This is a genomic window from Thalassotalea crassostreae (assembly GCF_001831495.1).
Classification (GTDB): Bacteria; Pseudomonadota; Gammaproteobacteria; order Enterobacterales; family Alteromonadaceae; genus Thalassotalea_A; species Thalassotalea_A crassostreae.
Genome location: NZ_CP017689.1, coordinates 2686326 through 2701777, shown reverse-complemented (window position 1 = coordinate 2701777; position 15452 = coordinate 2686326). Strand labels below are relative to the sequence as shown.

Below are 15452 nucleotides of genomic sequence, written 5' to 3'. Positions count from 1 at the left end.
GAACTAAAATATTTCTATAGCATGTTTGCAAAGTATAAGTATAAAAAAATGAAAAAATACTGTTTCCTGTTTTACCTTGCCGGTTTCTCTTTCCTTTCGGCATGTTCTTCACCACCGGATGTTGTGGCTGAAAGACCATTAATTAACCTAAACCTGAAAGGTTTTTCCTCGGCTCAATTATTACCAGAATCACTTTGGGTAAACTTAAATAATGCTTTTAAAGGCGTATCATTTGACAGTGAATACGGTCAGTTTTTGATTGAAAACACTTACATTTCAGCAATGGGGCATTGGTGTGTATCGTTCGAGTTAAGCAATACTAAAAATGATAAGCAAAAACAATTGCAACCAGCAAATCAATATTATGGTCAGGACCGCAGAGCGTGTAAACAAAATGACGCTTGGTTTTTTATCGCACCATTAATGGATAATAGTACGTACTCATCGCGGTTAAATGATTATGTACCAACTCTAAACAACAATGCATTATTAGTCACTCGTAATGAGCCCTCGTCTATCAATAAGCTGTCATTCGCAGACTACAATACTTCGTTCTCACACAGTATAACTTCATTAGCTGGCAGCAATACAGTATCTCATACAATAAAACCTAATCTCGTCGCGACATTACGTCATTCGGAGGGAACCCTTCGTCATTCCGAGGGAACCCTTCGTCATTCCCACTGCACCCTTCGTCATTCCCACTGCACCCTTCGTCATTCCCACGTAGGTGGGAATCTAATAAAAAAATATAATGGAGTAGTGTAATGAATAAATTATCCTCTTCATTTTCTATTGCTACTCGCACTTTCACTGTACTAGCGTTTATTTCAATAGTTACAGTTAATGCAAACGCCGCATTACCTAAATCAGCCAAAATGGATGCTGCAAATCAAGCGTTAGCCGGATCAATGACACCCAATGAAGCAATGATGCAGCTAGAAACCGCAGGTGGTTCAGCTGAGATGGATTCGCTGACTCAAGAGCAATACATGCAGTTGTATCGTCAAGGTCAAATGTTACCGGGTGAATATAATATCGAACAAATCCTTCCTGTTGTTGAAGAGGGAATGCCTGCACCGTATGGGGCAAATTTATTTGCTGGAGGATACGAGAGTGAACGAATCGACGGGCTTAATGATGACTACTTAATAGCTCCAGGCGATAAATTGTCCATTTGGCTTTGGGGCGCGGTTAATTATGCTGATGTATCAACGGTCGATAATCAGGGGAATATCTTTATTCCGGAAGTGGGGCCAATTCAAGTTAAGAATGTGCCTGCTAGTAAAGTGAATCAATTAGTCACTTCGAAATTGCGAACTATATATAAGCAGAATGTGCAAATATATGTAAATTTGCTCACCGCGACTCCTGTAAGCATCTATATTTCGGGCCCAGTAATACGTCCAGGCCAATATGCAGGTATGGCGTCAGACTCAATTTTATATTTTTTAAAGCGTGCTGGTGGTATTGATAGTGAACGTGGAAGTTATCGAAAAATTGATATCTTGCGTAAAGGCAAAGTTATAGAGTCTATAGATCTATACGACTTTATTCGCAATGGTAATATGCCAGTTGTTAACTTTAAAGATAAGGATGTAATTTTGGTGCAACCGCAAGGGGCAACTGTTGTGGTCACTGCTGGCGCTAAAAATCCATTCAGATTTGAATTTGATAAAGCTAAATCAACGGGACAAGAATTAATTAGTTTTGCAAAGCCTTTAAGTAAAATCTCCCATGTTGGTGTTATAGGAAATCGATCATCTGGGCCTTTTTCAACATATTTACCTATTTCAGAGTTTTATAACATCCTTCTAGAAGATGGCGATAAGTTATTTTTTAATGATGACTGGGACGCTCAGGTACTTGATATAAAACTCGAAGGAAGCTTTATCGGGCCGTCTTTTTATACGACCAAAAAGCCAACAAAACTCTACGACATGTTAAACCATATTCAGATTGACCCTGAACAAGCTGATTTTAGTTCGATCTATATTCGCCGAGAATCTGTGGCTGAAAAACAAAAAGAAATGATAACTCAGGCGCTCGACCGACTAGAGCGCAGCGTATATACAACGCCTGCAATTTCGACAGGTGAATCTGCTATTCAGGTACAAGAAGCATCACTTGTTTCGTCATTTGTTATGCGGGCGAAGCAAATAGAACCACTAGGAAAGGTTATTGTTTCTGAAAACGGTAATGTCGCGAACATTAACTTAGAGCAAGGCGATACGATTGTAATCCCTCCTAAAACTGAGCTTATCCATATTGGCGGCGAAGTATTAATGCCACAATCTGTTGTCTACAACCCGCAAGCGTCTGTCACTGATTATATTGCTTGGGCTGGCGGATATACTGAACGAGCGAATTATGAAAGGATCATAATTGTTCATGCAAACGGGATGATCTCATTCTATGACCAAGATTCTGATTCTTGGGTTGCACAAAACTCTACCAACGTCGCTCTTAAACCTGGTGACCAATTATTGGTTCTTCCAAGAGTTGTCGCTAAAACTATGCAAACAGTCAAAGATCTAACACAAATAATTTATCAAATAGCTGTTGCCGCAGATGTTGTTGCGAATTAAAAAATGGCTGGAATAAGAAGTCGTTCTAACATAAAAATTTGGCAAGACGTTATTTTTGCGCTGTTTTTGCGTGAAATTCGAAGTCAATTTAATGATAAATTTGGTATAGGTTGGGCTATATTTAACCCTTTGGTATTTATATTCGTCTTATCATTTGTTCGAAGTTTAATTGGCGGTGATTTTACACATACAATGCCGACTTTTGTTTTTATGATGTATGGCATGCTATTTATACAATTATTTATTTTAACCCTAAATAATTGCACAAAATCTATCAATAAAAACAAAGCGCTTTTTGCTTTTAGACAAGTACACCCCATTAGCGCTTTAATTGCTGCAGCATTGTTTCAATTTATTATTATAGTTATCGTTATATTAGTCTTGTTTAAGATAATTTATTTATTTCAAATGGAAGTGTCTTTATTTGATCCCTTGTCAATTATTTTGTACTTATTTTTAATTTGGTGCTTTGCAATGAGTTTAGGATTACTTTTTGCTATTGGACGAAGTTTTGTTCCAGAAATTGAAAAGGTTAGAGGCCTATTGCAAAGACCTATGTTTTTTATTTCCGGTGTATTCTTTAGCTTAAAAGACATTCCTGAAGAGTATAGAGTTTATTTTAGTTGGAACCCAATACTACACGCTATAGAGTTATCTAGAGATGCAGCTTATCCAAGTTATCAAGCTATTGATGTCAACCTAGGTTTTATTTCAATTGTAACTTTAATGTTTTTATTTTTTTCTTTAGCTTGTTATAAGGTTACATGGAAAAAGGTTTTAAATTAATGATTAAATTGGTTAATTTGACAAAATTTTATCCTTCAAAAATAGGTCGTCAATACGTGTTTAAAGACTTAAATTTTGAAATTCCGGATGGTCACAATATAGCGATCTTAGGAAAAAATGGAGCAGGTAAGTCAACTCTTTTTAGAATCCTTGCGGGCAGTGAGTACCCAAACACAGGCCAAATTAGAACGAAAAAAAAATTTTCCTGGCCGGTTGCTTTGGCGACAGGGATACATCCCAAAATGACAGGTAGAGAGAATACAAGATTTATTGGACGTGTAAATGGTGTATTTGACTTAGACGATTATGAGCAAAAGGTCTTCGAATTTGCTGGATTGAAAAAAAAATTTGATTTACCTGTAAAAAATTATTCTAGCGGAATGAGGAGTCGCTTAGCTTTTGCTTGCTGCATTTCAATTGACTTTGATATTTACCTAATCGATGAAGCCACCTCTGTAGGTGACCCTTCATTCAAACGAAAAGCAAAAGATGCCCTTTTAAGCAAAAGTAGATCAGCTAATGTTATTATGGTTAGTCACGAATTAGATGATATTAGGATGTTTTGTGATAGTGCAATAGTTATAAATGATGGTGAACTAACATTTTATAATAATTTAGAACAAGCAATAGATATATATCAGGCTATATGAATATGAGTCAATTAAAGATCGATAATTTAGAAGAAAAATATTTAAGTTTTAAAAGCATGGTTACTGATGAGCAATGGAATGACCCCATGTTCATAAAAAATCGAGCCATCAAAATCGAAAAGAAAGATTTAGAGTTAGCTTATAGATTGATGCAAAGAGCACATAACTTAAGACCTACAGGTCCGGTAATTAAGCGTAAGTTGAATGAATATAGAGCAGAGTTAGAGGATTTGAAATCTCCTATACTTTCCTCTAAAAGTAAAAGTACTTCAAATAAAGAAATTGATAAAACTATATTAAAGAAAAATATTTTAACGGGAGTATGGTTGAAAAAGGTTCCCCCGGCTTTGCAACATCCTATATATTTGTTTGTGCTGCTTCCTTGGATAATATTTACTTTTCAACAAATCATATTAGCTAGCCCAAGATTTGAAAGTCATTCCCAGGTTATTGTAAGGCAACCCGATGCTCAGGCAACTATGGATGCATCAATGGCGTTGCTTAGTGGTTTAGGTGTTAACACGGGAGATACTGATTCTAAATTGGTCGAAAGCTATGTCCACTCTTCAGATATGCTAGAATATCTTCAACAAAGTATCTCAATTATTGATCATTATAAAACTTCTGACGCTGATATTTTTAGCAGAATTAATGCTTGGGCAACGCAAGAAGACATATTAGCTCACTACCAAGACTTCGTTATAGTGGAGATTGACGAATTATCATCGATTATTAGCATTAAAACCCAAGGTTTTACTCCAGAGGCAGCAAAAGAAATTAATGAGAGTATAATTAAAAGAGCTGAATGGTTTATAAATAACATTGGCCATCAATTAGCATCTGCCCAATTAACCTTTATCGAAGGTGAGCATAAAATAGTAGAAAAGCGCCTAGAAAACTCAAAAAAAGCGCTATTAAACTTTCAGCAAAAATATAACTTGCTTGATCCTGCTGCCGAAGGAGTTGCTTTACAACAAATAGCCTACAATATAGAAGCCACTCTATCAGCCAAAAGAACTGAACTTAATACACTTGAAGCTATAATGAGTCCAGATGCACCTCAGGTATTATCATTAAAGCGCATAATAAATTCGTTGGAGGGGCAACTTCGCGAGGAAAAATCTCGATTGACAGAGCATTCAATTGCAGAGAATTATTCTGTGGGTGAAATTTCTGCTAAGTATTCAGACTACAAAGTTGATGTTGAACTGTCGTTACAGGCATATACTTCTTCGCTGGTGTCACTTGAAAAGTCTAGAATAGAAGCTTATCGCCAACTGCAATACTTGGTTGTTCTTGAATCACCTACACTACCAGACGATAATACATATCCTAAGGTAATCTATAATATATCTTTATTTATAGTAATTTTATTATTGCTGTTTGCAATAGTTCAAATAATTTCTTCTACTATTCGAGAGCTTAGATAGGTACTAATTATGATTAAACAGATAATATTACATATTGGCTACCCTAAAACTGCTACAACAACAATTCAGAAATTTCTTTTTGAACATAAGGAAAAAATTGAAAATTTCGATATTTTTTCTTTTAATCCTGACGGTACAGTTAATAAGTCAGGTAATTGTCAAAAGACCTTACCCTATAAGAAGTCTAAAACGTTTAAACTTAAAGGCTTCAATAGTTGGAAAATAGATGCTCTTAAAAGTTACCTTTTTGAAAAAAAACAGAATAATAACAATGAAAAAATTCTAATTTCAGCTGAACGGTTTATTTTAACGAATAAAAAATCTATCAAAGAGTTTAAAAAGTTTTTATCGACTTTTACAGACAACTTCAAGGTAATAGTTTATTTGAGAAGGCAAGACCAAAGCGCGTGCTCTTTTTTTCAAGAATCTTGTAAACCTAATCGAAAAATGACTTATTTATGGGGAGTAACGGGGGAAATCTTACCCAATAAAAATGATATGGACGCAATGGCCTATTTTAATTATTTCGAAATGTTAAAGGCCTGGGAAGAATCGTTTGGTGTAGAAAATATAATTCCACGAATCTTTGATAAAAGTAGATTCATACGATCTAATATTATTATCGACTTTTTAACAAACTTAGATATTAGCATCAGTTCAGACATCGAAAATAAGGTTAAAGAATTTAAAAATGCAAACATTTCATTATCTCGCATGCAACAGCAAGGGTTAATATATGCATACAAGAATAGACTTACTATTGATGAAAGAAGGTTGGTTTATTCAAAGTTGAAATTTTTAAAATGTAGCGGAAAATTATTACCATCTAAATCACAAGCAATTAAGTTTTACAATTATTTTCATGAAAGCAATGAAAAATTGTTAAAAAAATACAATTTTGGTTCCGATAGCTTATTTGATGATAACTTTGAAAATTATTTAAGTAAAAGTAATTTAAGTTTAAATAGAGAAGAGAAAAAAGAGTTAGAACTATTTTATAAGCAGCATATTGGCAAATATGAAACTCAAAGAAGTATTATTTCAAAAATTTTCAATAAAGTGAGAAAGTAGTATGAACTTAGCACTTGTTAAAAAATTATGTCAACGAATACTGCCAGCGAGGCTTTATACGTTATTGTATAGAGGGTATTTTAAATTTAGATTTAAAAATGCCTCTAGAAATAGAGTGATTGTTAAAAATGTTATTGAAATTCCAAACAATAATACAGATAGTGTTTCTTTTGAATTGACATCTTTTACTTCAAGCAACGATGTAATGAACGATATAAATATTTCTTTTGAAGTACTTTTCGAAGATTTTAAATATTTTGAAGTAAAGAACAATCGAAATTCAGAGCGATCTTATTGTATTTTTATTTCAAAAGCTGACTTCAACAATAGAATAACAACTCTCCTATCTCAAGGCATTAGAGTCTCAATAAAAGGAAAGGATTTAAAAGGCAAAAATCATGATTTTTATAGTCTCAGTATAAACAAAAAATCACCTATATGTTTGTATAAAGAGCTTTTATCATCACAAGGCGCATTAATTTATGGCCTAGACGTTTGTATTAAAATATTTTTATTAGAAATTAATGATAAAAATCATTACGAAAGCCGCATAAATAACTTTTCTTTTAAATCGCTAACATCAGAAGAGTTCAATAACGAACTATTGCTATCTTATTTGAATAAAAATGATGAGTATAATTTTGATGTAGATGTTGTGTTTACATGGGTTGACGGGGATGATCCTGTTTGGGCTGAAAAAAAGGCACATTACGCGAATGTTGCAGATAAAAAGCCTAGAACTGCCGCTTCCAATAGCCGCTTCAAGTCACGAGATGAACTTAAATATGCTCTAAGATCTGTACTGATGTATGCGCCTTGGGTGCGAAAAATTTATATTGTAACTGATAACCAAGTACCTATTTGGTTTAAAGAAAACGAAAAAGTAGAAATTATCTATCATTCTAATATCTTTATGGATAACTCTTACTTACCAGTATTTAATTCTCATGCAATTGAGTCAAATTTGCACAGAATTAAAGGTTTATCAGAAAACTTTCTATACTTTAATGATGATTGCTTATTACGTAGACCTATTTCAAAGTCTGATTTCTTTACACCATTTGGTAGGAGCAGTAAGTTCTTTTATAGCACGGGGGCGTTTATACCTTTACAAAAATCTGAAGAGCTATTGCCTGTAGATATAGCCGCTATCAATAATCAGCAGCTAATTGAAACGCTAACAGGATATCGCCCTCTTAGGAAGTTTCAGCATACACCTATAGCTCTAAAAAAATCTGCAATAGAAAAGCTTGAAAATGAAGTGCCAGAAATTTTTATAAGCAACAGCAAATCTCGTTTTAGAGCATTTGGTGACTATTCTATTTTGTCTGCACTTATACACCATTGGGGATATTCAAAGGGTTTTTCTGAACCAAGCTCTATAAGGTATGGATATATAAATTTAAATGAAGAAACAGCTCATAGGCGTTTAGAAAGATTATTTTTGAACGATCAAAGATTGTCATGTATATGTATTAATGATGTCGACAGCGAAGACGATAATGAATCACAATTTTTTGGCGAAATAATGGATTCCATCTATTGCAAAAAATCATTTTCTGAAAAATAGTATAAATTATTTAGGTGCTAAAAATTGAAATATAACATAATAACCAAAATTTTGAGCTGTACTCATAAGGTCCCTTTTATAAATAGTCTTGTGTTTATCTTTTTGTCATATTTTGAGCCTGAACAATTGTATAAATTGTTTAAATTTTTACATTCAAGAAAACAATTTGAGAGCATAATTTTTCTGTACGAAAAAGGGTTTGATTTATTTTCATATAATAGGTTCATTTTGAACGCTTATTGTAGTTTGGAAATTGAACCTAAAAGTTTCTTAGAAGAACATATTCACATAAAGGCAGAGTCTAAAGCACAATATTACCATATTATTAAAGCACTAAACGTAAATTCAAAAGCCGACTTTTATGATCATGGTTTTGAGTTGTTTTTGCGTAAAAATAATGCAATAAACAAGTCATGGTATACGAAGCGTACGATCATTGAGCTTTCAAAATACGTTTTGAAAAAAGAAAATTACAAACTATTTGGTTACTTAATAGACGATAGGTTGACAGAAGTCAACTCAGATGAGTTACTTGGGATAAAATTAGATTTAATATATCTTAAGAAAGAATATCAAAGGATTGTAGAGTTATATGAACAATATCAATTGCCAGTAGATTATCGTTTATATGCTAGTTTGATTAATTTAAATGATGAAAATTATTTTTATCAAAACGACTTAAATGTTACGTCATTGCAATTGATTAAAAGGCTGGCGAATATAATTAATAGTCGATTGAATTTGAATGTTATTAGCCATGAATTAGCCGTTTATTTATACGAGAAGCTGTACTTTGTAATCCAAAGAGAATTTAATGGGAAATATATTTTTGAATTAGAAAGGTTAAAACTTACTTTATTAATGTTCTCGGGCTCCTATAAGCAAGCCTGCATAGTTGCAGAAGAACTTATTAATATCGAGACATACAATATTGATATCGAGTTTTCATATGCATTAATCCTTAATTATTATACAAAAGTAGAAACACCGTATTCACGAACGAAGCTACTCAATTTTATTTTAAAACGCATACAATTTTATTCGTCAGTAAAAGACGATAGAGCGTTAAGAAGTTATTGGCGCTTCGTGTCAAAGATATCCACGATTGTAAGTCTTAGTGAGTTGCAGGAAGTTTTTAAAGACTTTGAATTAGATTCACTTCGTAATCAAGCTAAACAGGAGCATGGAGAATATGTGTTTAAGCTTTTCTTTGAGTCAGTATATTCATGTATAAATAGCTTAACGGAGCGCGGGGCATTTTCTATAGAAAGGTTTACTAGGTTCTATCAAGGATCAGGTAATAATACTTTGCATCTATTTTCTACTAAGAATATAAACTATCAATACATGTTATCAGCAGCATATGAAGACTATAATGATCAGGATTTTATAAATTGCGATGCTAGATTTTACGAAATTTTTAAACGAAACTTTCCAAACACAAACTTCATACCACTGAGCAGACCCGTAAATCCGCAGCTTGAGGGGGAGTGGTTTATGGATGATAGTTTAATTAAAAATATAGAAAATTATGCGCTAATAAAGCCGATTGACTTGAATTTAGAGCGTATTGATTTTAAAAATAAACGAAAAAATGGTTGGTTAAAAGTTCTTGAATGCAATAATTTTAGTTGTATTGAGGATGGTAAAATTAACGTGGGAATTAGTATTGGTACGGGCTTGGTGAATTTGCATCGAAGAATCTACAATATGGATCATGAAATGGTGAAAGACCTATTTAACTTTGATTTAGATTCAAATATTAACTTAGTTAATTTGGACTATCAATTTGATGATGAATTAATTAAAAGTATTGGTTATTCGCAACCAGAATTCGATTTGAAGAATGATATGGATAGTTTGTTATCTTTGATGAATAAACTAGACTTTCTAGTAATTATACCAAACAGTATGGTAGATGCAGCCTCTTCAGTTGCTAAGACTGCGTTTGTTTATGATCCAATGCATAGGCTGAGCTATTGGTCTTACTCAAACAGTAATGAATTTATAATGTCTGAACATGTAAAATACATTACAGGGCGGACTATAAAAGATACTTTAGAAAACCTAAAGAATAATATTCACAACCAAGTTAAAAAATTAAGTAAAAATTAAAAAGGATTATACCAGAATGTCTATACTATCGTTAATTGGCAGAAATGAGGCCTTATTTACAGCCGATATTAATGCGCATGAAAATGACTTAAAAAAAATAGTTTCTACTTCGAAATTTTTAGTGATTGGTGGTGCAGGTTCCATTGGGCAAGCAGTAACTAAAGAAATCTTTAAACGCGCCCCCGCAAAATTACACGTTGTTGATATAAGTGAAAATAATATGGTAGAACTGGTAAGAGATATCCGCAGCTCTTACGGGTATATTGATGGAGACTTTCAAACATTTGCCTTGGATATAGGCTCAGTTGAATACGATGCGTTTATTGAGGCGGACGGACAATATGATTATGTTTTAAACTTATCTGCACTCAAGCATGTAAGAAGTGAAAAAGATCCTTTTACTTTAATGAGAATGATAAATGTAAATATATTCAATACCGATAAAACTCTACAGCAATCTATTGATAAAGGAATTAAGAAATATTTTTGCGTTTCTACAGATAAAGCGGCAAACCCTGTTAACATGATGGGGGCTTCAAAACGTATTATGGAAATGTTTTTAATGCGTAAAAGCAAAGAAATAAATATATCAACAGCTCGATTTGCTAATGTAGCATTTTCTGATGGGTCTCTTTTACATGGATTCAATCAACGTATTCAAAAAAAGCAGCCAATAGTGGCACCTAATGACATTAAACGGTACTTCGTAACTCCACAGGAATCTGGTGAGTTATGTTTGATGTCCTGTATATTTGGTGAAAACAGGGATATATTTTTTCCTAAATTAAGTGAAGCACTGCATTTGATATCTTTTGCTGATATTGCAGTAAAGTATTTAGAAAATTTAGGGTACGAACCGCACTTATGTTCGTCCGAAGGTGAGGCTAGAGAGCTTGTTAATACTTTACCGCAACAAGGTAAATGGCCATGTTTATTTACGGCTAGCGATACAACTGGAGAAAAAGACTTTGAAGAGTTCTTTACAAACTCTGAAACGTTAGATATGGAACGTTTTGATAATTTAGGGGTGATCAAAAATGAAATTGATTATGAACCTAAGTTGGTTGAACTTTTCGAGCAAGAAATAACAAAAATGAAGATTAATAAACATTGGTCAAAAAGGCAAGTTGTAGATTTGTTTTTTAAGATGCTTCCTGATTTTGGTCATAAGGAAACTGGAAAATACCTTGATGGAAAAATGTAGGAGCTGTAATGCACAACAAGTTAGTCAGTTTTATTAGAGATTTATATCAAACGAATGAGTTTATTCCGCTACATGCGCCTCAGTTTGATGGAAATGAAAAGAAATATGTTAATGAAACCTTAGATAGTACTTTTGTTTCAAGCGTAGGGAAGTTCGTCGATAAATTCGAGCAAGAAATAGAACAATATACAGGCACCTCAAAAGCAATCGCCACTGTAAATGGGACAGCCTCATTACATGTTGCTATGTACATGGCAGGCGTCAAGCATGGTGATTTGGTTATTACGCAAGCCTTGACCTTTGTTGCTACATGTAATGCTATATACCAACTAGGAGCAGAACCAATATTTGTTGATGTTTCTCCTGTAAGCATTGGTTTATGCCCTTCTGCGCTCAGATCCTTTTTAGAATCTAATGCAAAAATTTCTGATTCTGGCAAATGCATTCTTCGCAGCACCAATCAATCTATAAAGGCAGTTATTCCAATGCACACTTTTGGGCACCCAGTTGAAATGGATGAATTGATGGTCGTGTGTAATGAGTGGAACTTAACCTTGATAGAGGATGCCGCTGAAAGCTTGGGCTCATTCTATAAGGGAAAACATACGGGCACAATCGGTGAGTTTGGTGCAATAAGCTTTAATGGTAATAAAGTTATTACAACAGGTGGAGGAGGAATGGTACTTTGTCGTGATATTGATATGGGCAATCAAGTAAAACATATTACTACGACAGCCAAAGTTCCTCATCCTTATGAGTTTTTTCATGATCAACCCGGCTTTAATTATCGATTACCAAATATTAATGCTGCATTAGGTTGTGCTCAGATGGAGTCATTGTCAACATTTTTAAAAGTTAAGAGAGGACTTGCTCAGAAATATAAAGATTTTTTTGCATCGTCAGATTTTCAATTTGTTGTTGAACCTGAATATGCTAAGTCTAATTACTGGCTAAATGCTATTATTTGTCCAGACTTTAAATCTCGTGAAGAATTATTAATAAAAATGAACGAACAAGGTGTTATGGCTAGACCTATTTGGAAACTTATGCATAGACTGCCAATGTTTAAAACAGCTTTGAGAGGAAGTTTAATTGAGTCTGAAATTCTCGAAGAACGCTTAATTAACATCCCAAGCACACCAATTCTTAGGGGAGATAATGAATAAAAGCATATGTGTTTTTACAGGCACTAGAGCAGAGTATGGCTTGTTGTATTGGTTATTAAAAGATATCGAGTCAGATCATGAATTAGATTTACAGTTATTGGTATCAGGAATGCATCTTTCACCAGAGTTTGGTTGTACTTACCAACAGATTGAAAAAGATGGTTTTAAAATTGATGAAAAGATTGAAGTTTTACTTTCTTCGGATACCCCTATCGGCGTATCTAAGAGCATGGGTCTCGCAATATTAGGTTTCGCTGACTCGCTCAATAGATTGGCGCCTGATATTATTGTTATTTTAGGAGATAGGTTTGAAGCTCTAGCGGCAGCACAAACCGCCATGATATTGAGGATCCCAATCGTACATATTCACGGCGGTGAAATAACAGAGGGAGCCTATGATGATGCTATTCGCCATGCGATAACAAAATTAAGTAACCTTCATTGTACTTCGACAGATGAATATAGACGAAGAGTAATACAGCTAGGAGAGTCCCCGTTAAGTGTTAAGAATGTCGGCGCTATCGGCCTAGATCATTTGATAAGAAGTAAATTTATGACTGTTGAGGAATTATCTAGTTCCCTAAGCTTTAAAATTGATAAGCCTTTCTTTCTTGTAACTTATCACCCTGTAACTCTTGCAAATGAGCCAGCAGTAGAATCATTCGAAGCACTTTTAAATAGTCTTGACCATTTTGAAGATTTCCAAGTTATTCTAACTTACCCTAATGCTGACGATGGTGGTCGTAAGATTATCCCTTTATTAGAATCCTATGCTGCAAAATATCCTAAAAGAGTCTTAGCAATTACTTCTTTAGGTCAGCAACGATATCTAAGTGCAGTAAAACATGCCGCAGTAGTTATTGGTAACTCATCAAGTGGTATAATTGAAGTGCCTTCTTTTAATGTTCCTACAGTTAATATAGGTATGCGACAAAAAGGTAGGATTGCAGCCAAAAGTGTATTGCATTGTAAAGCTGATACTCATTCAATTATTTCGAGTATAGAGATTGCTCTTAGTAATCCCTATAAGAAGAAAGGGGAACACGTTGTTAACCCTTATGGCCAAGGAAATGCAAGTAAACAAATTATTGAAATGATAAAAAATTTCTCTAATAACCAATTGAAATCGTTTTTTGATATTAAAGTGAGTAACGAACTATGACTCTAATTATTGCCGAAGCCGGCGTTAACCATAATGGCAAAGAAAAACTAGCATTCGAATTAGTTGATGTTGCCCATAGGGCAGGTGCTAATATTGTAAAGTTTCAAACTTTTAAAGCGAGTAAATTAGTTACAGCTTCAGCTAAACAAGCTGATTATCAAGTCACTAATACTAAAAAAGAAGAATCTCAACTGGCAATGTTAGAAAGACTAGAGCTTAGTTATGATGCACATCATCGGTTGATTGATTACTGTAACAAGTTAGGAATAGAGTTTCTATCTACCGCGTTTGACTCAGATAGTTTGAAATTTTTAGTTGAAGATCTAAAACTCACTAGATTAAAAGTACCATCAGGGGATTTGACTAATGCTCCACTTGTACTAGAACATGCATTAACTGGTTGTGATCTAATAGTTTCATCAGGAATGGCAAATTTAGCTGAATTAGAGTCTGCTCTAGGTGTTATTGCATTTGGATATATTAATGATGCAAACAAACAACCTTCAATAGAAAATTTCCAAGCAGCATACTTTTCAGAGGAAGGAAAAAGGTTACTTAAAGAAAAAGTTACAATTCTACATTGTACAACAGAATATCCTGCTCCTCTTGAAGATATTAATTTAAATGCGATGGATACAATGAGAAACGCATTTCACTTAGATACAGGTTACTCCGATCACAGTGCAGGTATTATTGTGCCAATAGCGGCGGTTGCTAAAGGCGCAACTGTTATTGAGAAACATTTCACACTTGATAAAAACATGGAAGGCCCAGACCATAAAGCATCATTAGATCCTGTTGAATTAAATTCAATGATTAAAGCAATTCGCGATGTGGAAATGGTACTTGGTGATGGAATTAAAGGGCCAAGGCCTTCAGAAATAAAGAATAAAGCGGTTGCTCGCAAGAGTCTAATTGCGGCTAAAGATATCAAGATCGGTGATGTTATCAAACAGGATGATATTGCTATAAAAAGGCCTGGAAATGGTCTAAGTCCTTATCTTTTTTGGGATTTAGTTGATAAAAAGTCAACAAGAAACTATAACGAAGGCGAGACTTTTAAATTTGACTAATTTGATTTATGTATTGGGAAGTGGTGGACATGCAAGCGTAGTGGTTGACATTCTTCTTCAAAACACTCCAGAACCGAACATTACCATTGTCGGCCCTAAAGTCAACGACCTGAGAAAAAACTTAAGTCAACTTCGCTTTATTTCTGATGCTGAGTTACAAAGTTATAATCCAAGTGAAGTGACTCTATATAATGGAGTAGGTTCAATGCCTGGAACAAATTTGAGACAGAAGCTTTATCGGCAATACTCTGATTTAGGGTTTAAGTTTTCTGCTCTGATATCGAAACAAGCTTTTGTATCTCCAAATGTAAATTTGTCGGCAGGTGCACAGGTCCTAACTGGTGCTATTGTTAATGTGGGGGCTGAAATAGGTGAAAATTCAATTATTAATAGCGGTGCTATCATTGAGCACGATACTCAAATAAATAGTCACTCCCATATCGCACCTGGTGCTCTTATATGTGGTGATTCAATCATAGGTAAAAATTGCCATATTGGGGCTGGAGCTAAAATAATTCAAAATATATCCATTGGTAACAACTGTTTAGTTGCCTCCGGTGCTATAGTTACAAAAAATTTAGAAAATAATCAAATTAGTTATGGGTATAGAAGCCAAGTGATTAATAAATAGGTAATT

Annotated in this window: 13 protein-coding genes; all 13 read left to right on the top strand. The window is 34.0% G+C overall.

Annotation, left to right across the window (positions count from 1 at the left end; translation table 11 throughout):
* Nucleotides 1-123: 123 nt before the first annotated feature.
* The 13 genes from LT090_RS11550 (at nt 124) to LT090_RS11490 (ending at nt 15446) form a co-directional block, all read left to right on the top strand.
* A complete protein-coding gene (locus tag LT090_RS11550; RefSeq protein ID WP_157726654.1) occupies nt 124-768 on the top strand; it encodes a hypothetical protein in 645 nt (214 codons plus the stop codon).
* Nucleotides 768-2588, top strand: a complete 1821-nt coding sequence (locus LT090_RS11545; protein ID WP_082897239.1) for a polysaccharide biosynthesis/export family protein — start codon at nt 768-770, stop codon at nt 2586-2588. The genes LT090_RS11550 and LT090_RS11545 overlap by 1 nt, the downstream gene beginning before the upstream one ends.
* 3 nt (nt 2589-2591) lie before the next feature.
* Entirely contained in the window at nt 2592-3374 is a 783-nt protein-coding gene (locus tag LT090_RS11540) for an ABC transporter permease (RefSeq protein WP_068547313.1), read from the top strand.
* Nucleotides 3374-4024 (top strand): ABC transporter ATP-binding protein, encoded by a 651-nt coding sequence (locus tag LT090_RS11535; RefSeq protein ID WP_068547376.1) that lies wholly within the window; start codon nt 3374-3376, stop codon nt 4022-4024. Before LT090_RS11540 ends, LT090_RS11535 begins: the two co-directional genes overlap by 1 nt.
* A gap of 2 nt (nt 4025-4026) precedes the next feature.
* Nucleotides 4027-5454 carry a KpsE/RkpR family capsule polysaccharide export protein gene (locus tag LT090_RS11530; protein WP_068547378.1) on the top strand — a complete coding sequence of 476 codons (1428 nt, stop codon included), beginning with the start codon at nt 4027-4029 and terminating at the stop codon, nt 5452-5454.
* Between the two features lie 9 nt (nt 5455-5463).
* Entirely contained in the window at nt 5464-6525 is a 1062-nt protein-coding gene (locus LT090_RS11525; RefSeq protein ID WP_068547312.1) for a hypothetical protein, read from the top strand.
* A 1-nt stretch (nt 6526) separates the two neighbouring features.
* Nucleotides 6527-8095 carry a Stealth CR1 domain-containing protein gene (locus LT090_RS11520; protein WP_068547310.1) on the top strand — a complete coding sequence of 523 codons (1569 nt, stop codon included), beginning with the start codon at nt 6527-6529 and terminating at the stop codon, nt 8093-8095.
* A 246-nt stretch (nt 8096-8341) separates the two neighbouring features.
* Complete coding sequence (locus LT090_RS11515; protein WP_157726653.1) at nt 8342-10210, top strand: hypothetical protein; 1869 nt, start codon at nt 8342-8344, stop codon at nt 10208-10210.
* Between the two features lie 16 nt (nt 10211-10226).
* Entirely contained in the window at nt 10227-11414 is a 1188-nt protein-coding gene (locus LT090_RS11510; protein ID WP_068547306.1) for a UDP-N-acetylglucosamine 4,6-dehydratase, read from the top strand.
* An 8-nt stretch (nt 11415-11422) separates the two neighbouring features.
* Nucleotides 11423-12580 carry a LegC family aminotransferase gene (locus tag LT090_RS11505; protein ID WP_068547305.1) on the top strand — a complete coding sequence of 386 codons (1158 nt, stop codon included), beginning with the start codon at nt 11423-11425 and terminating at the stop codon, nt 12578-12580.
* Complete coding sequence (neuC, locus tag LT090_RS11500) at nt 12573-13742, top strand: UDP-N-acetylglucosamine 2-epimerase (RefSeq protein WP_068547303.1); 1170 nt, start codon at nt 12573-12575, stop codon at nt 13740-13742. Before LT090_RS11505 ends, neuC begins: the two co-directional genes overlap by 8 nt.
* Nucleotides 13739-14815, top strand: coding sequence for an N-acetylneuraminate synthase (gene neuB, locus LT090_RS11495; protein WP_068547301.1), 1077 nt, complete (start codon nt 13739-13741; stop codon nt 14813-14815). The genes neuC and neuB overlap by 4 nt, the downstream gene beginning before the upstream one ends.
* Nucleotides 14808-15446 carry an acetyltransferase gene (locus LT090_RS11490; protein WP_068547374.1) on the top strand — a complete coding sequence of 213 codons (639 nt, stop codon included), beginning with the start codon at nt 14808-14810 and terminating at the stop codon, nt 15444-15446. The genes neuB and LT090_RS11490 overlap by 8 nt, the downstream gene beginning before the upstream one ends.
* The last annotated feature ends 6 nt before the right edge of the window (nt 15447-15452 follow it).